The organism is Streptomyces sp. NPDC048479 (assembly GCF_040651435.1).
Lineage (GTDB): Bacteria > Actinomycetota > Actinomycetes > Streptomycetales > Streptomycetaceae > Streptomyces.
In genome coordinates, this window is the sequence record NZ_JBEZKA010000035.1 from 22,459 (window position 1) to 44,506 (window position 22,048).

Below are 22,048 nucleotides of genomic sequence, written 5' to 3' on the forward strand. Positions count from 1 at the left end.
CCCGCCGCCGGGGCGGCGGGGCCCGTTCGGGCGCTGAGGGCCGTCAGCGCATCGGGTCGATGTTCGGGCCACCGGTGCCGGGGGCGGAACGGGCGCGAGTGCGCAGGCGACTGGGAGCGAGACCGGTTCGACGGTCGTCCATGGCAGCCATGGCCAGGCCGAGCAGCAGGGCCACGAGGCCGACGATGATGTTGTTGACCACGCTGCGCACCGTATCGACGTTGCCGGAAACGACCCACGGAGAAATGATCGTCCATGCTCCGATGGCTATGGCGCACCAGGCCATGGCGTGGGTCCGCTCGTATGCCGAGCCGAACCCGCCCATGCATACGGCGTAGGCAACGCCGGTGATCAGATTGCAGACGGCCAGTGTGGTGAGGCCGTTGAACCCGACTATCCACGGCGAGGCGGCCAGGTACAGGCCCGTGAGCAGGGCGAGGGTCTCGATCGCCTGGGCACGGGGAGTGGTGGTCGCCCGTTCGAACCGAGATCGCATCTCGGCCAGGTCGGGGTGTTGCTCAATGCTCGGATGGGTGGTCATGCGGGCCGCCTCCTATAGAAGCCTTTATCTGCCCTTTAACTCCATGAAACGCTTACCTGGCATGCCGGTCAACAGGCGACACAGAAGCACCTTTGGCCAATGCTCTGCCTGCGGGTTCAGCGCTACTTGGCGGGCTCGATGTTCTGGTTGGCGTGGAACAGATTGTGCGGATCGTAGATCCGTTTGATCTCCGCGAGCCGGTCGTAATGGCCGCGGTAGGTGGCCTTGACCCGGTCCTGGCCCTCGCCCGCGCCGAGGAAGTTCACGTACGAGCCGCCCATGGAATACGGCTGCAGCTCTTCCCAGTAGTCGACGGCCCACTGCTTGATCGTCTGCGCGTTGGCCGGGTCGGGGTCGATACCGGCGATGACACCGGACCAGACGGCGTCCCGGTAGGCCCACGCGGTGTCGTCCGCGCCGACCTTGTGGGCCGCCCCGTCGACCGGGTAGAGATGCATGGTCGACAGGTCGGTGGGGAGGTTCTCGCCGTACTTGAGGTGTACATCGATGGCTTCGTCCGTGATCCGGTCGAAGAAGGACCCCCGCCAGTACCACTGCAGGTCGGCGGGGATCAGTTCGTCGAACATGGTCTGCAGCACGGGGTACGGCATCGGTGCCGTGAAGTGGAAGGCCGGCCGGCCGGGCTCGGTCACGGGCGCGAGAGTCTCCTCGAGGCGGGCCGGGTCTCCTGTCCAGCACCACACAACGCCGCACATCTTGTGCCCCTGGATCTCTTCCGGGAACGGCGGACCCGGCGGAACTGTGAGCAGCGCGAAGAAGCCGTAGAGGTCCTCGGGTGCCTGCGGCAGGAAGTCGCGGTACCACCGCAGCACCTCGCGGGTGCTGTCGACCGGCCAGACGGTGATGGCGACACCCACGGTGTGCACCGGGTTCAGCCGAAAGTCGAACGAGGTGACGATGCCGAAGTTCCCGCCACCGCCGCGCAGCGCCCAGAACAGGTCCGGGTTCTCGGTCTCGCTCGCGGTGACGAAGCTGCCGTCGGCGAGCACGACGTCCGCGGACAGCAGATTGTCCACCGTCAGACCGTACTTGCGGGTCAGGTAGCCGTGACCGCCGCCGAGGGTGAGGCCTCCGACGCCCGTTGTCGACATGATGCCGGCGGGGGTCGCGAGACCGAAGGCGTGTGTGGCGTGGTCGAGATCGCCGAGAACACTGCCGCCTCCCACCCTGGCGGTCTTCGCGGCGGCATCGACGCGCACCCAGCGCATCGGCGACAGGTCGATGGTGACGCCGTCGTCCACCAGACACAGGCCCGGGCCGCTGTGTCCGCCGCCCCGTACGGCGAGTTCGAGACCGTGGTCGCGGATGAAATCGACCGCATCCATCACATCCCCCACGTCCGTGCACCGCACCATGGCAGCCGGCTCACGGTCGATCATTGCGTTGTAGATCTTGCGGGCCTGGTGGTACTCCGGGTCCTTGGGGCCGATGACCGGACCGCGCAGGGCAGTCCGCATTCCTTCCAGAGTGGTGCCGTCCATCGTGATCTCCTCGACGAGGTGCAGACCGCAACCCGCCAGGCCTTTCGGCCATTCCGGCCGCAGCATCCTGGCCTCGCCGCCGCCGTGGTAGTCGCCGGCGGCGGGCCCCGGCCCGGGGCGTCTGGAAGCCCGGGCTCTCTCAGACAGCCGGCCAACTCGCTCGGCGGCTGAGCGGAACAGCGGCTGAGCGGAACAGGGGCAGGGACGGATGTCGCCTCTCCTGCTGGGCTGTTGCTGAGCAACAGTGCGTGCCAGCGCTCCGGCACCGTCATGGGCCGCAAGCGCACCCGGACGCCGCAGAGCTGACATGACCAGCGTCCCGCCGGTGGGCGAGCGGCGCAATCCCGCGGCACCGCCAGGTGCCCGGGCCCGGCTCGGAGAGCACCATGGGGCCATGGACGGAAGCATCGGTGACATCAGCGCACCAGGGCGCATCGCCGAACCCGACGAAGGCATCAGCATCGAGGAACTGGCGCTCGCGGCCCGCAACCACGGGCTGCCGCTGGAGGCTTTGCGCTACGACCTCACCCCGGCCGGACTGCACTACGTACTGGTCCACTACGACATCCCCGCCGCCGATGCCGACGCGTGGAAGATCACCGTCGGCGGCCGGGTGCGCACCCCGCTGACCCTGGACATGCGCACACTGCTGTCCTTTCCGGCCGTCACTCAGCGCGTGACGATGGAGTGCGCGGGCAACGGCCGGGCCCGGCTCTCACCACGGCCGGTGAGCCAGCCATGGCTGGTCGAGGCCGTGGGAACAGCCGAGTGGACCGGGGTGCCGCTGCGCACGCTGCTCGCCGAGGCGGGGGTGGCGGCGGATGCCGTCGAGGCCGTGTTCACCGGAGCCGATCATGGCGTGGAGCGCGGCATCGAGCAGGACTATCAGCGCAGTCTCCCGTTGTCCTTGGCCATGGGCCGCGATCCCGAGGTGCTGGTGGCGTACGAGATGAACGGCCGGCCCTTGCCTCCGCAACACGGCCATCCACTGCGGCTGATCGTCCCCGGGTGGTACGGCATGGCGCACGTGAAGTGGCTGCGCGACATCGCCCTCACCGACGTCCCGTTCACCGGATTCCAGCAGGCGGTGGCCTACCGCTACTGTCAGTCGCCCGAAGATCCCGGCGAGCCGGTCACGCGGATTGCTCCGCGTGCCCTCATGATCCCGCCCGGGTTCCCGGACTTCATGTCCCGCACCCGTGTCGTACGTCCCGGCCGGGTGCGACTGGAGGGCCGCGCGTGGTCCGGCCGTGCCCCGGTGACAACGGTCGAGGTGAGTACCGACGACGGGCGCTCCTGGAGCAATGCCGAGCTCGCCCCGCCGGACGGACATGGCTGGGCCTGGCGCCACTGGCAGGCGTCCTGGACCGCCACGCCGGGCAGCCATGTGCTCAGTGTGCGGGCCACTGACGACGAGGGCCACAGCCAGCCGCTCAGCCAGCCGTGGAACCGCGGCGGGTTCGCCAACAACCTCGTCCAGCGGATTTCCGTGCTGTGCACACCCGGGGCGTAGCACCGAAGAAGGTGAAGCCTCGAAGAGGCAGCTCCGGCGACCTCCGCCTTCGGATGGTCAGAGCCTCTCGGACTCAGAACGTCTCGGCCTGAGAGCGTCTCGGCCTGAGAGCGTCTCGGCCTAGAGCGTCTCGGACAGCGAATCCGCCAGCCGCCGACGCGCGGTCCGGGCGGCCGGTACCGCCGCGGCCGCGACCGCGCCCAGAACTGCTCCGGCCACCACCGACACCAGCAGGACGGCAGGCGGGACATGGGCGATCCCGGCTCCCATACCGCTGGAACGACCCTGGGTGTCCACCAGCCAGCTGCCGGACAGCACCCCCAGCCCGGTGCCCAGCGCGGCGGCCACCAGTGCCGTGAAGCCGGCGGCCGCCACGATCGCCGAGCTGATCTGCCGCGGTGTCAGACCGATCGCCTTGAGCGCGAGCAGATCGCGGCCGCGGTCACGGACCCCGGTACTGATCAGTGTCAGCAGCTCGAGGAACCCGATCAGGGCCAGCACCCCGACCAGCGCCGCGATCACGCCCCGCGCCGGTTCCAGCCGGTCCGCCGGATTGGCCGTCTCGCGGATCTCCAGCGCGCCTCCGGCCCTCTCGGCGAGAGCGCTGCTCACCGCCCGGGGATCCGCGCCGGGCCGCAGGACGAGCAGGTGGAAGTCCGGTCGCAGTGCGGGATCGCGTTCCTGGAGCGTGTCGACCGTCGTGGAGATCACCCGGCCGCCGGCTTCCGGTTCGATGCTGCGGCCGACGATGTGCAGAATCTGCGGCCGTCCTTCCACCGTCATCCGCACCCAGTCGCCGACCCGTACATCCAGCAGATCGAGCAGCCCTTGACCGGCGACCGCCTCGTCGAGGCCATCGGCAGTGCGCCCCTCGACGACGGTGAACGGATAGGGGGCGCGGGCGGTGCCGAGCCCGCGCAGGGTGATGGTGCCGGTCTGGCCGGGTACCAGGGCAGCGACCTCCACGCCGGGGTGGACCGCGGCGACGTCCGGCGGCGCGGTCAGCGCGCGGTCCAGCTCCTGACCGGTCAGACTGCCGGGCTGCTCGGCCCGTACGGTCAGCGCCGCGGGCACGCCCATCTCCGCGGGGCGGCCGCGGAACATGTCCAGAGTGGACCAGGCGACCAGCGCAACCGTGATCATGAGCAGCGGCAGCGCAAGGCGGGCCACGGTGATCAGGGTGCGAGTCCGCCGGGGGAAGGCCGCCCGCCAGCCGAGCACCAGCGCCGGCGGCACCCGCATTCCGAGTGCCCGGCGCCCCAGCCCGGTCATCGGTGCGGCCGAGGGCAGGGCCGCCCGGGCGACGGGTACCGGGGGTACTCGTCCGGCCCGCCAGGCGGCCAGTCCTGTGGCGGTCGCGATCAGCAGCACCGCGCCGCTCGGGACGCCGAGCATCACGGCGGTGTGCCCGGGCAGGTCCTGCCACACCCCGGCCGCGTCCCCGATCCGGCCGGGTATCCGGGCACCCAGAAGGGCGAGCGCCGCCGTGCCCAGCGTGACGCCGAGCAGCGCGAAGGCGAGGTGCTGGACGAGGAAGCCGCGTACCACCTGGCCCGGGGTGAACCCGATCGCTTTGAGGATCGAGATATCCCTCAGCTGTCCGCGGATACGGGCGCTGATCGCCCCGGATGCGGCGAGCGCGGCGGCCAGCAGCGCGCCCAGCCCGAACACGGCGAACAGCTGCCCGAGGAGCCGGTCGTCGCTCCCGGCCTCGGCGCGCGCCTGCTGCCACTTGGTCACCTGGGCGACCCGGTCGGCGCCGAGCAGGGTGACGGCCTGCTGGACGGTGAAGTCGATGTCGGCCGGATCGTCCAGCCGCAGCCCGACGCTCTGCCCGGTGCTGTGTGGCGCCACGGCGTCGAGCGTGCCCGGCAGCACCCAGCCGATGCCGGGCTCGCCGCCCGGCCGGTAGCGGGGTTCCGCGGCCTCGGCGACACCGGCCACCCGGAGGGTGCGGGCCGTGCCGTCCGATCCCGCGACGGTGAGGGTGTCGCCCGGCTCCGCCCACAGCACACGCGCGACCGAGCTCTCCAGCACGACGCCCGCTGTCTGTGTATCGAGCCAGTGGCCCGCGGTGACGAGCGGCCTGGCGATCTGCGGCGGCTCGGTGCCGGCCGCGCGCAAGGACACGCTCGCCCTGGCGCCACGGGACTCCAGGGTCGCCCGACCGGTGCGGTACGGCCCCGAGACACCGGCGACACCGTCCAGCCCGGACAGCGCGTCCGTGTCCGCGGCGACGCGGGTGTGCAGCCAGACGTGGGCGCCCTTGGACTGGGTGAAGATCCGCTGCCAGGGGTTGGCGGCGTAGCTGAACAGGGCCACGGCGAGCAGCAGGGAGGCGATGATCCCGGCGCTGGCCAGGACGACGAAGAGCGACTGTCCGCGGTGTGCCCTCAGATCGGCGTGCGCCCAGCGCAGAGTGGCCCGCACGGTCACTCCTTCAGTTCGAGTACGCCGGAGACGCCGCCGCCCGGGCCGCGGCTCCCCGCCCCGAGCGCGGCATCGTCGGCTATGCGTCCGTCGAAGAAGCTGATGACCCGGTCGGCAGCGCTTGCCATCCGGGCGTCATGGGTGACCAGCAGGATGGTCTGCCCGCGCTGGTGGAACCGGGAGAGCAGCCGGAGCACTTCCCGGGTGCCCTTGCTGTCCAGACTGCCGGCCGGTTCGTCGGCGAGCAGCAGCGCGGGATGGTTCACCAGCGCCCTGGCCAGGGCAACGCGCTGCTGCTCGCCGCCGGAGAGCTCGCCCGGCATGGACCGCTCCCTGCCTTCGAGGCCGAGTTCGGCGAGCAGTTCGGCACGGCTGTCCCGGGCTGCCCTGGGTGAGGCGCCGGCGAGCAGCGCGGGCAGTTCGACGTTGTCGGCGACGGTGAGATCGGAGACCAGGTTGAAGAACTGGAACACGATGCCGATGCTCCGGCGGCGCAGCACCGCCCAGCGGGCCTCGCGATACTCGTCCACCCGGCGGCCGTCGAGCCAGAGACGGCCGCTGTCGGGCCGCTGGAGTCCGCCGATCAGATGCAGCAGTGTGGACTTGCCGGCGCCGGAGGGCCCGGTGACGGCGACGAATTCCCCGGGCTGGACGGTGAGATCCACTCCGCGTACGGCTTCCACGGGTGAGCCTTCGCCGCGATGGGTCTTGGTCAGGCCCTCGGCGCGCACGATCGGCACCGTGTCTCCCCGACCGCTTACGGGTCCGGACTCGCCCAGCACGGCAGGAGCGGCGTCGTCGCTCATTCCAGCTCCTCCTGACAGCGTTCCAGCCAGTCGAGGTCGGCCTGCAGATGCAGCATCGCGCCCTCGATCAGTAGCTGGGAGACCCTGTTGTTCCGGTCCTCGGATGCGGCCAGCTTCGACAGATCACGCATGGTGTTCAGATACTGCCGCCGCTGTTTGTTGATCAGGGTGACCGGGTCGGCCAGCCCGGACTCCGGGGCGAGGGCGATCTTCATGAAGAACTCGTCCCTCACCCGCGGCTCGTCCGTGGTCTCGTCGAACCAGGCGAGCACGGCCTCACGCCCGGCATCGGTGAGCCGGTACGTACGCTTGTTGGGCCTGCCCGACTGCTCGACGTCCTCGCCGGCGATCAGACCGACCTTTTCCAGCCGCCCGAGGGTGACGTAGATCTGGCCGACGTTCGGCTGAGGGTACGCGGCGCCCAGGAGCTTCTCAAGGTCCTGCTTGAGCTCGTAACCGTGCGCCGGGCCACGGGAGAGGAGTGCCAGGAGCGGCAGCCGCACGCGCTCCCCTCCCTCCCGCTCCGTAGTTTCTTGTTGGCTCGGATACGGGCTGTGGTTCGCGCCACCCGCCTTCTCCGCCTGGGCATCTAGTATCGCCCATGCCTAACGGGTATACATAGGCCACATGGGACGGCGGCGCAGCCGGATCGGTGCACTGGGAGGAACCTATGCGGTGGATGCACGCCGCGGGTAGGGGGCTTCTGGTTGTCGTGGTGCTGCTCGCGGGTTACGCGGGCTTCGCCACCCAGCCCGGTGCCGGCGATCCCAAGGGCCGCGGCCCCATGACGCTGGTGACCGCGGGCGATCTCACCGACTATCTCGGTCCGCTGCTGGACGACTGGAATCGCGGCCGTCCTAAGGAGAAAGTCACGCTCGTCGAGCTGCCCGACTCCGCGGACGAGACCCGGGCCCAGATGATCAGCGAACTGCGGTCCGGCAGCGACCGGTTCGATGTACTGAACATCGATGTGGCCTGGACCTCCGAGTTCGCGGCGGCCGGCATGATCTCGCCGCTGCGGCCGGGCCGGTTCCCGCTGAACACCTTTCTGGCGCCCGTGGTGGACACCGCAACCTTCGACGGCCGCCTGTATGCGGTTCCGTATGTCACCAACGCCGGCTTGCTGTACTACCGCAAGGACATCCTGGAGCGGGCAGGCGAACGGCCGCCGCGCACCTGGGCGGAGCTGGCCCGGCTTGCCCGGACGATCGCTCCCAAGTACGGCATGGACGGCTACGCCGGTCAGTTCCTGCCGTACGAAGGACTGACGGTCAACGCCACCGAAGCCGTGCACTCGGCGGGCGGCTCGATCCTGCGGGACGACGGCGCGCTGGTGACGGTGGACTCGGCCGCGGCCCGTGCCGGACTCGACTTCCTGGCGGGCGGAGTGCGGGAGGGCTGGATCTCCCCCAAGGCCCGCGGGTACAAGGAGGAGGAGTCCCGGCAGGCGTTCCAGGACGGCCGGCTGCTCTTCCTGCGGAACTGGCCCTATGTGTATGCGATGGCCAACGCCAAGGGGTCGAAGGTGGCCGGCAAATTCGGCGCCGTGCCGCTGCCGGGACCGTCCGGGCCGGGCACCAGCGTGCTGGGCGGCTCCAATCTCGCGGTCAGCAGCCACTCCCGGCATCCGGAGTCGGCCGCCGATCTGATCGCCTATCTCACCAGCGAGCGCGTCCAGCGACAGGTGCTCACCAAGGGCTCGCTGCCGCCGGTGCGCGCCTCGTTGTACGAGGACCCGGCTCTGATCCGGGCCTACCCGTATCTGCCGACGCTTCGGCAGAGCGTGCTGGCGGCCGAGCCGCGCCCCAAGAGCCCCCGGTACGACCAGGTGAGTCTCGCCGTGCAGGCCGTCGTACAGGACGTCATGGCGCTGCGGCAGACGCCGCAGCAGGCCGTGGCCCGGCTGTCCCGCGAGCTGGGATCGATCTCCCGCAAGGGCTGAATCTGCGCACTCCTCCACACCGGTCACTACTTACATGTTAAGTACTGACCGGCCTTTGCATACCCCCAAATTCTCGGGTATATCGGGCAGATTTTCACCGCATCGTTGACACCTTCCCGTCACCGCTACTTAACATGCATGCATAACAGCGCACCCGCTCTGGGGCGCTCTCGCATCCAGCAGGAACAGGTCAACGCGAGATGCTCACAGCTCTTCCGGCCGCCCTCGGCCAGCCCTCCCGCACCGCCACCGCCCCCGCCTGGTGGCGCGATGCGGTGATCTACCAGGTCTACGTCCGCAGCTTCCTCGACAGCACCGGGGACGGCATCGGTGACCTGGCCGGCGTACGGGCCGGGCTTCCGTACTTGAGGAAGCTCGGTGTCGACGGCATCTGGCTCAGCCCGTTCTATCCATCGCCCCAGCACGACCACGGCTATGACGTCGCCGACTACCGCGATGTCGACCCCGTCTACGGCGACCTGGCCGAGTTCGACCTGCTGATGGCCGACGCCCGCCGACTCGGGCTCAAGCTGCTGCTCGACATCGTCCCCAACCACTGCTCCAGCGAGCACCCGTGGTTCGGTGAGGCGCTCGCCGCCGGTCCCGGCAGCGCCGCCCGCACCCGGTTCCACTTCGCCGACGGCCGCGGCCCGGACGGCGCGGAGCCGCCCAACAACTGGCGGGCGATGTTCGGCGGCCCCGCCTGGAGCCGGATCACCGAAGCCGACGGCACCCCCGGGCAGTGGTATCTGCACCTGTTCACTCCGCAGCAGCCCGACCTGAACTGGCGCAACCCTGAGGTGGGCGACTCCTTCGAGCAGGTGCTCCGCTTCTGGCTGGACCGGGGCGTGGACGGCTTCCGTATCGATGTCGCCGCCGGCCTCTTCAAGCACCCGGAGCTGCCCGACTCGGCCGACCCCGCCGCCGACGAGCGCTCCCGGGACTCGGTGAACCCGCTTGCCTGGAACCAGCCCGAGGTCCACGAGGTGTGGCGGCGCTGGCGCTCGGTCTGCGAGGAGTACACGGCACGGGACGGCAACGAGCGGCTACTGGTCGGAGAGGTCTCCGTACCGACCGCGCGCGAACACGCGGAGTATGTACGTCCCGACGAGCTGCACCAGGCCTTTTTCTTCGATCTGCTCAGCGCCCCCTGGGATGCCGACGCTTTCCGGACCACCATCACGGCGGCGATACGCGACATCGCGGGAACCGGCTCCACCGTCACCTGGGTGCTCAACAACCACGACCAGGTCCGCACGGTCACCCGTTACGCGGGTGAGCCCGGCGTGGAGGCCAGTGGGCTGGGTGCGGCACGGGCCCGCGCCGCCGCACTGCTGATGCTGGCGCTGCCCGGCGCCGCGTACGTCTATCAGGGCGAGGAGCTCGGCCTCCCGGAGGTCCTGGACCTGCCGGACGATGTGCTCACCGACCCGATCTTCCACCGCACGGGCAGCCGCAAGCGCATCAGGGACGGCTGCCGGGTGCCGCTGCCGTGGTCAGGTCACGCCTCCCCGTTCGGCTTCAGCCAGGGCGCGGCCGGAGCCAGGCCCTGGCTGCCACAGCCCGAGTGGTTCGCCGAACACGCCACCGACCGGGCGCTGGCCGACACCCGCTCCTTCTGGCACCTCTACCGCGAAGGGCTCCAGCTCCGCCGCAGTCTTCCCCAGCTGGGCGAGGGCAGCCTGCGCTGGCTGGAGTCGCCGCCGCAGGTCCTCGCCATGGTCCGGGGTGACGGCCTGATCTGCGCGGTCAACTTCGGCACCGAACCCGTCGCCGCGCCGGTCGCCGGTACTCCTCTCCTCTCCAGCGGCCCCTGCCCGGACGGTGTGCTCCCCGGAGCGACCGCCGCGTGGTGGACGGGCGACTGCCCCACCCCCTGAACTCCCCGATCCCCCCTCTTGGAAGGACTGTCACCATGCGACGACTCTCAACAAACCGGCGGACAGCTGCGGCCGCCTCCACGGCACTCGCCCTCGCCCTCGGTGCGACGGCCTGCGGCGGCTCGACCGGCCCGGCGAGCGGCAAGGAGCTCAGCGGCCAGACCGTGACCGTGGCCGGTGTCTGGACCGGCAGCGAGCAGAAGAACTTCCGCAAGGTGCTGGACGCGTTCACCGAACAGACCGGCGCCAAGACGGTCTTCGTGCCCACCGGTGACAATGTCTCCACCTTCGTCGGCAGCAAGATCGAGGGCGGCAACGCCCCGGACGTGGCGATGGTGCCTCAGGTCGGCGTGCTCCAGCAGTTCGCCAAGGAGGGCTGGCTCGCACCCCTGTCGCAGAAGACCGCGACGACCGCCGGCGCCAACCTCGCCGAGGTGTGGAAGAACTACGGCACCGTCAACAAGACCTACTACGGCCTCTACTTCAAGGCGGCCCACAAGTCGACCGTCTGGTACAGCCCGAGCGCGTTCGAGCAGGCCGGAGTCACGGAGCCCAAGAGCTACCCGGACATGCTCAAGGCGGGCCGTACGCTCGCCGACTCGGGACTCCCGGGATTCTCCGTCGCCGGTGAGGACGGCTGGACCCTCACCGACTGGTTCGAGAACATCTACCTCTCGCAGGCGGGTCCTGCGAAGTACGACCAGCTGGCCGCCCACACTCTGCCGTGGACCGACGCAAGCGTGGTCAAGGCACTCACCACGCTCGGCGAGGTCTTCAAGGACAAGCAGCTCGTCGCGGGCGGCTCCGCAGGAGCGCTGCGCACCGACTTCCCGGGCTCGATCGAGCAGGTCTTCGGACCCGAGCCCAAGGCCGGCATGGTCTACGAGGGCGACTTCGTCGGCGGTATGGCCAAGGACAACTTCGGCCGCAAGCTCGGCGAGGACGCCAAGTTCTTCCCGTTCCCCGGGGTCGACAGCGGCAAGGCACCGGTGGTGAGCGGCGGCGACGCGGCCGTGGTGCTCAAGGACGGCAAGAACCAGAAGGGGGCGCAGCGGCTGCTGGAGTTCCTGGCCACTCCGGAAGCGGCTGCGGTCTGGGCCGGCGCGGGCGGCTTCGTCTCCCCCAACAAGGATGTGAAGCCCGCCTCGTACGCGGACGACACCACCCGTGCCACGGCCAAGTCACTGGTCGAGGCAGGTGACTCGGTCCGCTTCGACATGTCCGACCAGGCCCCGGCCGCGTTCGGCGGAACCAAGGGTGTGGGCGAGTGGAAGCTCCTCCAGGACTTCCTGCGCGACCCCTCGGACCCGAAGGCCACCGCGGCCAAGCTCGAAGCCGCGGCCGCCAAGGCGTACCGGAACTGAGGTCGCACTCCATGGCTGCCACTGTCACCAAATCCGGGCACGCCGCCACCCCGCGGCGGCGTGCCCAGCGCAGGAATCGGAACATCGCGGTGGTGTTCGTCCTGCCCGCCCTGCTGCTGCTCGGCGCGCTGGTCGTCTACCCGGTGCTGTTCTCCGCCGGCCGCAGCCTCTTCGACGCGAGCGGTGATCGCTTCGTCGGCGGCGACAACTACGCCGAGATATTCAGCGACCCCGCGACGCTCAAAGCGATCCGCAACAGCACCATCTGGGTGGTCGTGGCTCCGGTTCTGCTGACCGGTCTCGGCCTGGTACTCGCCGTGCTCACCGAGAAGGTGCGCTGGGCCACCGCCTTCAAGCTGGTGCTCTTCCTGCCCATGGCCGTGTCGTTCCTCGCCGCCGGCATCATCTTCCGGCTCGTCTACGAGGAGGACCCGGACCGGGGCGTGCTCAACGCCGTGGCCGTCGGCGTACACGACGCCTTCGACGACCGCTCCGCCTACCCCACCGCCAGGGCCCGCGAGAACCAGGGCCTGACCAGGGACACGGGCGGAACGTACCGGACGGCCGACGCGGTCAGTCCCGGGAAGTCGATCAGTCTCGGCTTCGTCGGAGTGGCACCGGACAAGATGCCGGCAGAGGCCCGGCCCGCACATGCCGCGTCCTCCGCCGCGCCCGCCGCGGACGAGGTCAGGGGCGTCGTCTACCTCGACTTCACCCCCGGCGGCGGCGGTACGCCGGGCAAGGTCGACCCGGCCGAGAAGGGCCTGCCGGGGATGTCGGTGGAGGCGGTACGGGACGGAAAGGTGGCGGCCACGGCCACCACCGCTGCGGACGGCTCGTTCAACTTCCACGGCCTGGAAGCCGGTTCGTACACCGTCCGGCTTCCGGCGGAGAACTTCGCGGCACCCTACCAAGGCATCTCCTGGCTCGGCCCGGCGCTGGTGACCCCGGCCATCATCGGTGCCTATCTGTGGATCTGGACCGGATTCTCGATGGTGCTGATCGCAGCAGGGCTCGCTGCTCTCCCCCGGGACTCGCTGGAGGCGGCCCGGATGGACGGCGCCAACGAGTGGCAGATTTTCCGGAAGATCACGGTGCCGCTGCTCACTCCGGTACTGACGGTGGTCTTCGTGACCCTGGTGATCAATGTGATGAAGGTCTTCGACCTCGTCTACATCATCGCGCCGGGACCGGTCCAGGAAGAGGCCAATGTGCTGGCGACCCGGATGTGGCTGGTGTCCTTCGGCGGCGGCAACAACCAGGGACTCGGCAGCGCCTTGAGCATACTGCTGCTGCTTCTGGTCGTGCCCGCCATGATCTTCAATGTCCGGCGCTTCCGAAGGAGCGGAAAATGAGTGGCCACAGCACCATCGAGCGCAATTCGTCCCCGCGAACGGCCGCGACCTCCGCCCACCTCGCCACTCTGCCGCGGCGCCCGCGCCCGCGTCCGCTGAGCCGACTGCGCACCTGGTTCGGCAACGGACTGGTCCAGGCCGTCCTGATCGTGGTCGCACTTGTCTGGATCACCCCGCTGGCCGGGCTGTTCCTCTCCTCGATGCGCTCCGAGCAGGACAACGCGACCGAGGGCTGGTGGACGGCGCTGACCGACCCCGGGCAGCTGTCCCTCGACAACTACACCGCTCTGTTCGAGAACTCCGGTATCACGCAGGCCTTCTGGAACACCGTGCTGATCTCGGTGCCGGCCACCGCCCTGGTCGTCGGAATCGCGGCACTGGCCGGATACGCCTTCGCCTGGCTGGAGTTCCCGGGCCGCGATGCGATCTTCCTGGTGGTGGTGGGCCTCCTCGTGGTGCCCGTCCAGATCGGGCTGCTGCCGGTGGCCAAACTGTTCGGCGCCGTCGGGCTGTTCGGCACGATTCCGGGTGTGATCCTCTTCCATGTCGCGTACGGACTGCCCTTCGCGATCTTCCTGCTCCGTAACTACTTCGCCGAGATCCCGCGCGAAATGCTGGAGGCCGCGCGGATGGACGGCGGCAGCGAGTGGCGGATCTTCTCCCGGCTGATCCTTCCTCTCGGACGGCCGGCGCTGGCCAGCCTGGCCATCTTCCAGTTCCTCTGGGTCTGGAACGACATGCTGGTCGCACTGCTCTTCGCGGACAGCGAGTCCCAGCCGCTCACGGTCGCCCTCCAGTCCGAGATGCGGCAGTTCGGCAGCAATATCGAGGTTCTGGCGCCGGGCGCCTTCCTCTCGCTGGTGGTGCCGCTGGTCGTCTTCTTCGCCTTCCAGCGCCACTTCGTCCAGGGAGTGATGGCGGGCTCCGTCAAATAGCCGGCGTACAAGTGGCCGACGTGCGAATAGCCGACGTGAAAGCCGGGTCCTGAACCCGGCTTCACTGCCGGGGTTCGGCCCACGGTTGGCGCAATGGTGCGGGCGGTGCCCGGCGGGTACGCACACTTGCCGGACACCGCCGCCGCAGCCGAGGAGCCGGCTTGGAGACGAAGCCCGGGCCCGACCTCACGTACACAACCCTCACATCGCTCATGGAGGCGCTGACGCTGACAACGGGCATGGTCGAAGCCGTGAGCCTGCTCGCTCTGGGGTCCGTGTTCACCGCCATGCAGACCGGCAATGTGCTCTTCTTCGGATTCGCGCTCGTGGGCGAGGGCAGCGCGTCCGCAGTGACGACGTCCGTGTCGCTCGGGTCGTTCGCCGCCGGAGCCCTCCTCGGCGCCCGGCTGGAGTCGGCGATGGAAGCCCGCAAGCGCCGGTGGCTCGTTCTCGCGCTGATCATGGAGTCGGGGCTGCTCGCTGTGGCGGCGTTCACGGCTTGGGGGCTCGTACGGGCGGACGGTGCGCCGTCCGCCCGCCACATCGCGGTGGTGGCCTTGGTGGCGCTCGCCATGGGCATGCGCAATGTGACCGCGATGCGCGCTCATGTGCCGGACCTGCCCACCACCCTGGTCACGCGGACCATCGCCGCACTGGTCAGCGGTTCGCCTCTCGGGCACGACACGGCGCTGGGCTACGGCAGCGGCGCCTCGGCCCGCAGGGGCGTCGCCGTCCTCGCGATGTTCACGGGCGGCATCCTCGGCGCATGGCTGCTCCACCTGCACTGGTCACCGACGGGAGTACTGCTCCTGGTGGCCGCCGTCGTCCTCGCCGTCGCGGCCGCGGTCGCCATCACCTCCCGGCACCGTCCTCCGACGACGATGTGACCCCTGCTTCACGCTCTCCACGGACGCGGTACGCGATCGGACGATCCCGCGCGCGAGCCGCCACGCTCCGCCTCGTTCCGCCTTGTTCCACGCAACAGTTCCACCGTGCGGCCACGGTGCGTGAGCTATGTTGCACGAGTGGGACGACAAGGAGGCACACCGGTGCCATCAGGGCAGCAGGCACGCGCACAGGCGTCTGCGATCACGCCGGGAAAGCAGTCTCCGGACGTGGAAGCAGCTCCCACGGACAGGGTTCTCGCACTGTTCGGCGGCCACCGGCTGTCTCCCGCGCAGCGACGCATCGCCCAGTACATGGTCGACCACCTCACCGAGGCCGCGTTCCTGTCGATCACGGATCTCGCGGAACGCGTGGGTGTGAGCCAGCCGTCGGTGACCCGCTTCGCCTCCTCCTTGGGTTTCAGCGGATTTCCCGCGCTCCGAGAGGCCCTCCAGCCGATCGCGCTCAGCGCGGGCACCCAGTCCCCCGACACGCGGGAAGAGATCCGCCGCAATGAACTACAGGCAGCCGTCGACGCCGAGATCGAGAACCTGGAGAGTTTGCGCCGTGTTCTGGCCGACCCCAACCAGGTGCTCGAGATCGGCCGCGACCTCGCCCATTCGACGCCCCTGACCGTTCTGGGCCTGCGGATCTCCGTGTCGCTGGCGGAATACTTCGCCTATGCCGCCAGACGGATCCATCCCGACGTGCGCCTGGTGACCCGCGGCGGCAGCGTCGCCTACGACGCGCTGCTCCAGTCGCGAGAGGCAGGCGGGACCTGGATGCTGGCGTTCGCGATGCCCAGGCACGCCAACGAGACCCTGGCAGCGATGCGGGCCGCCCGTAGGACGGGGCTGCATGTCGCACTGATCACCGACCTGACACTCGGGCCGCTCGTGGACGAAGCCGATGTGGTACTCACCGCCGGCACCGGATCACGTCTCGTCTTCGACTCCTACGCGGCGCCGGTGGTCATGTCCGCCGCCGTCCTCCAAGCCATGGCCGATGCCGATCCCGAGCGCACGCAGGTGCGGCTGGAGGGCTACGAGCATGCCGCGGAACAGCACGACTTCTTCCTCGAGGACTGACGCGGGTTCCTCCTCCACGGACCGACGTGAGCCGGCACCCGCTTACGTCGACCTCGGCGACGGGCCGCCCTGCCTGCCGGTTCGCGTCCCACCGAAGGCTTGATCATGGATCAGTCATCACATTTTGTGCATGAATTTTTTCATACTCTTGCTTACTCGACGGTATATATATTTACTGCATCTGCGACCCCCGGGTGCCCCGAAGTCGCGAGCCAGACCTCAGCCCTCACCGAAGGAAAGCCGGCGGTCCGCACCATGCACCTCACGCCTCGCCCCGCCGCACGCGGCGCAGCCCGCAGGAAGCAGCTGGGGCCGGTACGACGGTCGGGTCTCGGGTCTCCCGCGAACGTAAGCGGACGCGGACGCGGACTCGGCATCGTCTGCCGACCCGCGCAGTCGGTGGACAGCACCACGACAGTGAATGCCACTCAGGTACGCGCGGTGTACCGCATCGAGCCCCTACGGGCCACGTGACCGAACACCCAGGGACGACGCCCCTCCTCCTCGCGTCGGCCCATGGTGTTCAACCCGGGCGCTGCGCCTTTTTCGCGCGGATGCCCTTGGCGGCCCCGGTCAACCCCTGGGCCGGGGCCGCCACCAACCTCCGCGACCACCCCCCGCGATCAGAGCCCATCCGCCTCACATCCGGAAGCGACGACGATGTCCCAGACCTTCTCACCGATCGACTCCGACTGGCCTTGTCAGGTCAAGGCCCCCGGTAGCCACGATTGGGAGCGCACGGCGGCCCGGTGGCTGCGAGACCTCCTGCCGGCCCGCTATGCGGGCTATTCGACGCTCACCCGCCACCACATCCTGCTCGCCCGCCATGCGCACCTCCAGGTGCAGCACGAGATACGAGCCGTGCGGGTCGCACTGCAGACCTGCCGGGCGGAACTGCCCACCCTGGGAGTGTCCGAGGTCATCATCGAGAGCACCATCAGGCTGTACGCCATCGAGCTGGAGCAGCTGAACCGCCTGGCCCGCGGCGTCCGGCTGATCACCGAGGCACTCCTCGCGGGCACCGATGCGCACCGCAGGCGGTCGCACGTCTAGGAGCGGGGCGTCCCGGCCGGCCAACCGGTCGAGCGGACACCGGAGCGCGAACGCCTGACGTGCGGGCCCGGCCTGGGCATCGCACGATGGAGTTCGCCACCGGCGGGTCCACCGACGGGGGTCACCGGCTCCTGACGAGGGGACCCCTGGATGCGCGAGTACCCGCCCATCGCCGACCACGGGATGATCGGTGACCTGCAGACCGCTGCTCTGGTGGCGTCCGACGGAGCGATCGACTGGTTCTGCACGCCGCGATTCGACTCGCCCAGCATCTTCGCCGCTCTGCTCGACCAGGACCGTGGTGGCAGTTTCCGGATCGCAGCCGACCACCCGGATGCCAGGATCACCCAGCTCTACCTCCCCGACTCCGCAGTCCTGGTCACCCGTTACCTCACCACCGACGGGGTGGGCGAGGTCCTGGACTTCATGCCGGTGGACACCCCGGAAACACCCACGGACCGGCACCGGATCTTCCGAGCGATGCGCGTCGTGCGCGGCAGCATGACGTTCACCGTGGAGTGCAGACCTCGCTTCGACTACGGCCGTGCTACGCACACACTGAGCCTGAACGAGGCGGGCGACGCCGCTGTCTTCACCGGCCCCGGCATCGACGTACACCTCCAGAGCACCGCACGGCTGAGCGCCGACAACGACCGCGACGTCCAGGGCGTCGTCACACTGCAGGCCGGTGAACTCGCCGTTGTCGTCCTGACCACCTGCGCCGGCGGCGACGCGCCGCCGGAGCCCCTCAACGCCGACATGGCATGGGCCACTTGGCGGGCGACCGTACAGTACTGGCACACGTGGCTCCGGACGTCCCAGTACCGCGGCCGCTGGCGGCAGACCGTGAACCGGTCGGCCATCACCCTCAAGCTGCTCACGTACGCGCCCACGGGCGCCCCGATCGCCGCCGCGACCGCGGGACTGCCCGAGCAGGTGGGCGGCGAGCGCAACTGGGACTACCGATACACCTGGATCCGGGACGCCTCACTGTCCGTACGATCGCTGATCGACCTGGGTTTCACCGAGGAGGCGGACGCCTTCCGCCGATGGCTCGGCCAGCGGGTGGCCGCGGGCGCGACCGTCTCCGGCGAGCCGCTGCAGATCATGTACCGGGTGGACGGCGACCCGCACCTGAGCGAGGAGCTGCTCGACCACCTGGAGGGCTATCTCGGATCGTTTCCGGTGCGTATCGGGAACGGAGCGGCCGACCAGCTCCAGTTGGACATCTACGGCGAGGCTGCATTCGCCATGCTGGAGTTGGGAGCCATCGCGGAGACCGCCGGCTACCGGGGCTGGCTGGCTCTCGCGGGTGTCCTGGACTGGCTCGCCGACAACTGGGACCGGCCCGACGAGGGTATCTGGGAGACCCGCGGCGGCCGCCACGACTTCACCTACAGTCGGCTGATGTCCTGGGTGGCCTTCGACCGCGGCATCCGTATCGCGCGGGACAACGCCCGACCCGCCGACCTGGAGCGCTGGACCGCCACCCGCGACGCGATCTTTATGCAGGTGATGGAGCGCGGCTGGAGCGAGCAGCGCCAGGCCTTCGTCCAGCACTACGACACCGACGTCCTGGACGCCTCACTGCTGCTCATGCCGCTCGTCGGGTTCATCGCGCCCAAGGACCCGCGCTGGCTCGCCACTCTCGACGCGATGGAGCGCGAGCTGGTCTCCGACAGCCTCGTCTACCGCTACAACCCGTCCGCCTCTCCGGACGGACTCAGGGGCTCCGAGGGCACATTCACGCTGTGCACCTTCCACTATGTGCAGGCGCTCGCCCGCGCGGGGCGGGTAGAAGAGGCACGCTATGCCTTCGAGAAGATGCTCACCTACGCCAACCATGTCGGCCTTTTCGCCGAGGAGATCGGCCCGACGGGAGAGCAACTGGGCAACTTTCCGCAGGCGTTCACCCATCTGTCCCTCATCACAGCGGCCATGGCACTGGACGTGGAACTCGACAGGGCCGAAAGTCTGGGGCCATAGCCGACACGCTGGACGCCCGTCGCACGGTCCGGACGCGCATCGCAAGGTGACGCATGCTCCCGGACGCCGGCTGAGCGCCGCTACCGGAAGATCGCCATCGCCTGGGCCTCCAGGACCGCGTCGTCGGCGTTCCAGTCCTGGACCTTGCCGAGACAGCGTGCCGAGAAGGTGCCCTGCGGGACCTCGTTGCGCAGTCCCTCCGTCGCACAGGTGACACGGACGCGAGGACCCTGCGCGGGATCGTCCGGGTCCCCGTAGGGCGCCAGAAAGACCGTGGACTCCGCCGTTTCGCTGATCTTCCGGAATCGGCCTCTGATCAGCACGAAGTCCTCGATGTCACGCAGACGTACGGACTGCTGCGAGATCCCGGAACCGTGCAGGGTCACCAGCCCCTTGGCCAGTGCCGTATTCCGTCTGACGGTCTGGTTGACGAGGTCGACGTGCACGATGACGTCCTTCTCCTCGAGAACATCCATGATGATGCCGATGACCGAAATGGGCTCGGCCACCTCGAGGAACTTGGCGACAATCTCACGGTTGTCGCGCCTGCCCGCGCCGTTGCCGCAATTCGGGGTCACGGGTGATGAGTTCACCGAGCCGGTCGCCGTCCCGGTTGAGTGCGATGAACTGGGGCTGGGTCACGAACTGGCTGGCCGGGTAGAGAAGCACCCGCTCGGAGTCCAGTTTCTTCGACTCGGCCCGGTACTGCACCTGTTGACTTCCGCTCCCCTCCCTAAAGGGCAAGGCCATGAAGGGCGGTGCACTACGATTAGTCCCCGTAGCTGAGGTACTGGTACGCCACCACCACGGGGGCTATTCCTTTTCCTTCCGGGGAGATGTACGTCCGGAACACGTCGGCGGCCGGCAGGCCCTGCTCCAGGAGGGGTTTGATCTCCCGGGCGCGGTCGTCCGCCTCCTGATCGGAGTCGGGTACTTCGTCGCCCTTGCCGTGCCTGGTGAAGGCCACCAACGCCAGGTAGGTTCCGGCGGAGTTGGACCCACAGACGTCGGGACTCTGGGCGACGATCCTGTTCGCATTGGTGATCCCGTGGTTCTGGATCCCGATCTCTTCCCACCGGGTCTCCTGGTGGATGCTCTCCAGGAATTTCCCCATGTCCAGCACGTAGTAGAGCGGCTGGTTCTGCACGGAGGAGCGTTGCGCGGTGGCGATTCCCTCGTCCCGCAGAGTCTCGGCGTACTCGCGATAGGTGGCGAGCACGATCGGGCTGACGAACGGCCGGTGCACCTTGACGTACTGGTTCTTCGCCGCACGCTGACTGGTGATCAGGTCCCCGGCGGGCTGCCCCGAAGGACAGACGAAGTCGTACGAGGAGATGTCCCCGATGGCCACGTCACGGGATCCCGAACTGGTGATGTGGACGCGTATGTGATGCTTCATCAGAAGCCGCTGAACCTCTTCGTCCTCGAAGAAGTCCCGCTTGGAGGCCATTTTGCCCTCCAGCGTGACGACTCGCTCGAAGGGCAGCAGGATGTTTCCCGAGACGGCCAGCACGGTCACACCTGTGAGAACGGCGGCCAGTACGGGCAGGAAGGCACCAGGAAGCTGCGCCGTGACCATAAAGAGGACGACTGACGCCGTATGGCCAGGCGTGGCTCCTCGACGACAGGTCTCTCCCCGATGACCACGGACGCCTCCCCCGATGTCCCGCGTCTCAGCTCAGGGAACAGCTTTCCCCAATCGGGTGCCCGTTAGGGCCGTCTTCGGCGAATCCAGGGTGAACAACACGGCAGGGTGAGCTGCCGCCGGTCATGGGCGTGAGCGCCCTTGGGTACCTGAGCGAGCCTGTGCGCACATCCCCTCCCCCCTCCGCCTACGTGGCTGTGTACGCCAGCCACGACGCAACGGCCTCGGCGATGGGCTGCCCCGTCTCCAGCTCGACGAAGCCGAACTGGCCGCCCTGGTTGCACTCCAGGAACCACCAGACGCCCTCGGCGTCCTCGGCGAAATCGAAAGCCCCGTAGGCGAGACCGGCAAGGCCTGTGAAGTCATGGACGGCCCTGGCGATGCGGTCGGGCACCTCGGCGGGCTCCCAGGACTGACCAGTGGTGCCGTAGCGCCCGTCCACCTGGCCGGACGCCGAGATCTTCCGGGCAGCGAACAGCCGCCCACCGACGCAGGTCAGCCGGATGTCGGCCCGTTTGGGAATGTACTTCTGAAGCAGGGTGGGGGCGGCCGCGACGCCGGAGAAATCCGTCCCCGGCCCGACGCGGGTGGTGGGCAGTGTGACCGGTGGATCGCTGCGCGGCGGACCCGAGGTGGACTTCACCACGATCTCCCTGTACTGCGCCGCGAACTGGCGGGCCACGCGCGGAAAGGTGGTGATGAGCGTGGGCGGCACGGCGAAACCGCTGCGATGGGCGACGCGCAACTGCCATGGTTTGCAGCGGGCTTGCGCGGCCACGCAGGGATGGTTCATCCAGCGTGCCGTGGTGGAGTTGAGCATCCCGTACAGCGCCTGCCCGGACTCGGCGGTGAGCCACTCCGACGGCTCGGAGGCGTGTGCCGCGGGCTCCCCCGGCCTGCGCACCCATATGGAGCGCAGGCCGCTCATGCTCACCAGGCGCCCGTCGTACGACAGATAGCCCCGAAAGTCGCCGCTGACGAACTCCGCCGACAGCGCGGCCTCGCCGGGGAGATCAGCGGGATCGAATCGCACCAGCGGAATCCCCCGTTCGTGCAGACCGGCCACCACCATGTCCGTCGTCACATCCTGCTGACAGGTCAGAATCAGCACAGTCATCGATGC

The 22,048-nt window shown here is 69.0% G+C and carries 19 protein-coding genes; 10 read left to right on the forward strand and 9 right to left on the reverse strand.

All coding sequences use genetic code 11. The features are described 5' to 3' along the window. Positions 1-43: 43 nt before the first annotated feature. Complete coding sequence (locus AB0D12_RS35110) at positions 44-541, reverse strand: SPW repeat protein (protein WP_362692269.1); 498 nt, start codon at positions 539-541, stop codon at positions 44-46. A gap of 122 nt (positions 542-663) precedes the next feature. Beyond that, the gene (locus AB0D12_RS35115; RefSeq protein ID WP_362692272.1) at positions 664-2,043 is read right to left on the reverse strand and encodes an FAD-binding oxidoreductase; all 1,380 of its coding nucleotides are present in this window, start codon (positions 2,041-2,043) and stop codon (positions 664-666) included. 394 nt (positions 2,044-2,437) lie between these two features. On the opposite strand from AB0D12_RS35115, the gene AB0D12_RS35120 reads away from it, so the two are divergent. After that, on the forward strand, positions 2,438-3,556 hold the full coding sequence (locus tag AB0D12_RS35120; protein ID WP_362692275.1) for a sulfite oxidase: 1,119 nt from the start codon (positions 2,438-2,440) through the stop codon (positions 3,554-3,556). Positions 3,557-3,676: 120 nt separating this feature from the next. Here AB0D12_RS35120 and AB0D12_RS35125 read toward each other — a convergent pair whose 3' ends face one another. The 3 genes from AB0D12_RS35125 to AB0D12_RS35135 are packed head-to-tail and all read right to left on the reverse strand — an operon-like array spanning position 3,677 to position 7,295. After that, positions 3,677-5,986: an FtsX-like permease family protein gene (locus AB0D12_RS35125; RefSeq protein WP_362692278.1), complete on the reverse strand. Its 2,310-nt coding sequence runs from the start codon at positions 5,984-5,986 to the stop codon at positions 3,677-3,679. Positions 5,987-5,988: 2 nt separating this feature from the next. After that, positions 5,989-6,792 (reverse strand): ABC transporter ATP-binding protein, encoded by an 804-nt coding sequence (locus AB0D12_RS35130; protein ID WP_362692281.1) that lies wholly within the window; start codon positions 6,790-6,792, stop codon positions 5,989-5,991. After that, complete coding sequence (locus tag AB0D12_RS35135) at positions 6,789-7,295, reverse strand: PadR family transcriptional regulator (protein ID WP_327321768.1); 507 nt, start codon at positions 7,293-7,295, stop codon at positions 6,789-6,791. The genes AB0D12_RS35130 and AB0D12_RS35135 overlap by 4 nt, the downstream gene beginning before the upstream one ends. A 167-nt stretch (positions 7,296-7,462) precedes the next feature. Here AB0D12_RS35135 and AB0D12_RS35140 point away from each other — a divergent pair, with 167 nt between their 5' ends. The 9 genes from AB0D12_RS35140 (at position 7,463) to AB0D12_RS35180 (ending at position 19,280) form a co-directional block, all read left to right on the forward strand. Continuing rightward, the gene (locus tag AB0D12_RS35140; protein WP_362692284.1) at positions 7,463-8,734 is read left to right on the forward strand and encodes an ABC transporter substrate-binding protein; all 1,272 of its coding nucleotides are present in this window, start codon (positions 7,463-7,465) and stop codon (positions 8,732-8,734) included. Positions 8,735-8,934: 200 nt separating this feature from the next. Beyond that, positions 8,935-10,614 (forward strand): glycoside hydrolase family 13 protein, encoded by a 1,680-nt coding sequence (locus AB0D12_RS35145; protein ID WP_362692288.1) that lies wholly within the window; start codon positions 8,935-8,937, stop codon positions 10,612-10,614. Positions 10,615-10,649: 35 nt separating this feature from the next. Continuing rightward, entirely contained in the window at positions 10,650-11,978 is a 1,329-nt protein-coding gene (locus tag AB0D12_RS35150) for an ABC transporter substrate-binding protein (RefSeq protein ID WP_362692291.1), read from the forward strand. 11 nt (positions 11,979-11,989) lie between these two features. After that, a complete protein-coding gene (locus AB0D12_RS35155; protein WP_362692294.1) occupies positions 11,990-13,333 on the forward strand; it encodes a sugar ABC transporter permease in 1,344 nt (447 codons plus the stop codon). A gap of 95 nt (positions 13,334-13,428) precedes the next feature. Then, the gene (locus tag AB0D12_RS35160) at positions 13,429-14,268 is read left to right on the forward strand and encodes a carbohydrate ABC transporter permease (protein ID WP_362692374.1); all 840 of its coding nucleotides are present in this window, start codon (positions 13,429-13,431) and stop codon (positions 14,266-14,268) included. A gap of 161 nt (positions 14,269-14,429) precedes the next feature. Continuing rightward, a complete protein-coding gene (locus AB0D12_RS35165) occupies positions 14,430-15,155 on the forward strand; it encodes a YoaK family protein (protein WP_362692297.1) in 726 nt (241 codons plus the stop codon). 162 nt (positions 15,156-15,317) lie between these two features. Beyond that, a complete protein-coding gene (locus AB0D12_RS35170) occupies positions 15,318-16,241 on the forward strand; it encodes a MurR/RpiR family transcriptional regulator (RefSeq protein ID WP_362692300.1) in 924 nt (307 codons plus the stop codon). A gap of 660 nt (positions 16,242-16,901) precedes the next feature. Beyond that, positions 16,902-17,294 carry a hypothetical protein gene (locus tag AB0D12_RS35175; RefSeq protein ID WP_362692303.1) on the forward strand — a complete coding sequence of 131 codons (393 nt, stop codon included), beginning with the start codon at positions 16,902-16,904 and terminating at the stop codon, positions 17,292-17,294. Between the two features lie 150 nt (positions 17,295-17,444). Further along, entirely contained in the window at positions 17,445-19,280 is a 1,836-nt protein-coding gene (locus tag AB0D12_RS35180) for a glycoside hydrolase family 15 protein (RefSeq protein ID WP_362692306.1), read from the forward strand. 80 nt (positions 19,281-19,360) lie between these two features. Here the strand turns inward: AB0D12_RS35180 and AB0D12_RS35185 are convergent, their stop codons facing one another. The 4 genes from AB0D12_RS35185 to tgmB form a co-directional block, all read right to left on the reverse strand. Beyond that, positions 19,361-19,858: a hypothetical protein gene (locus tag AB0D12_RS35185; RefSeq protein ID WP_362692308.1), complete on the reverse strand. Its 498-nt coding sequence runs from the start codon at positions 19,856-19,858 to the stop codon at positions 19,361-19,363. Beyond that, entirely contained in the window at positions 19,812-19,991 is a 180-nt protein-coding gene (locus AB0D12_RS35190) for a hypothetical protein (protein WP_362692311.1), read from the reverse strand. Before AB0D12_RS35190 ends, AB0D12_RS35185 begins: the two co-directional genes overlap by 47 nt. Positions 19,992-20,049: 58 nt before the next feature. Next, positions 20,050-20,859 (reverse strand): hypothetical protein, encoded by an 810-nt coding sequence (locus tag AB0D12_RS35195; RefSeq protein ID WP_362692314.1) that lies wholly within the window; start codon positions 20,857-20,859, stop codon positions 20,050-20,052. A 253-nt stretch (positions 20,860-21,112) separates the two neighbouring features. Further along, positions 21,113-22,042 (reverse strand): ATP-grasp ribosomal peptide maturase, encoded by a 930-nt coding sequence (gene tgmB / locus AB0D12_RS35200; RefSeq protein ID WP_362692317.1) that lies wholly within the window; start codon positions 22,040-22,042, stop codon positions 21,113-21,115. Positions 22,043-22,048 lie beyond the last annotated feature (6 nt).

Excerpts from the sequence above, each read along its gene's own strand:
- AB0D12_RS35175 (WP_362692303.1), top strand. The coding sequence starts at position 16,902 with ATGTCCCAGACCTTCTCACCGATCGACTCCGACTGGCCTTGTCAGGTC.
- AB0D12_RS35180 (WP_362692306.1), top strand. The coding sequence starts at position 17,445 with ATGCGCGAGTACCCGCCCATCGCCGACCACGGGATGATCGGTGACCTG.
- AB0D12_RS35155 (WP_362692294.1), top strand. The coding sequence starts at position 11,990 with ATGGCTGCCACTGTCACCAAATCCGGGCACGCCGCCACCCCGCGGCGG.
- AB0D12_RS35110 (WP_362692269.1), bottom strand. The coding sequence starts at position 541 with ATGACCACCCATCCGAGCATTGAGCAACACCCCGACCTGGCCGAGATG.
- AB0D12_RS35120 (WP_362692275.1), top strand. The coding sequence starts at position 2,438 with ATGGACGGAAGCATCGGTGACATCAGCGCACCAGGGCGCATCGCCGAA.
- AB0D12_RS35115 (WP_362692272.1), bottom strand. The coding sequence starts at position 2,043 with ATGGACGGCACCACTCTGGAAGGAATGCGGACTGCCCTGCGCGGTCCG.
- AB0D12_RS35145 (WP_362692288.1), top strand. The coding sequence starts at position 8,935 with ATGCTCACAGCTCTTCCGGCCGCCCTCGGCCAGCCCTCCCGCACCGCC.
- AB0D12_RS35150 (WP_362692291.1), top strand. The coding sequence starts at position 10,650 with ATGCGACGACTCTCAACAAACCGGCGGACAGCTGCGGCCGCCTCCACG.
- AB0D12_RS35195 (WP_362692314.1), bottom strand. The coding sequence starts at position 20,859 with ATGGTCACGGCGCAGCTTCCTGGTGCCTTCCTGCCCGTACTGGCCGCC.
- AB0D12_RS35140 (WP_362692284.1), top strand. The coding sequence starts at position 7,463 with ATGCGGTGGATGCACGCCGCGGGTAGGGGGCTTCTGGTTGTCGTGGTG.
- AB0D12_RS35130 (WP_362692281.1), bottom strand. The coding sequence starts at position 6,792 with ATGAGCGACGACGCCGCTCCTGCCGTGCTGGGCGAGTCCGGACCCGTA.
- tgmB (WP_362692317.1), bottom strand. The coding sequence starts at position 22,042 with ATGACTGTGCTGATTCTGACCTGTCAGCAGGATGTGACGACGGACATG.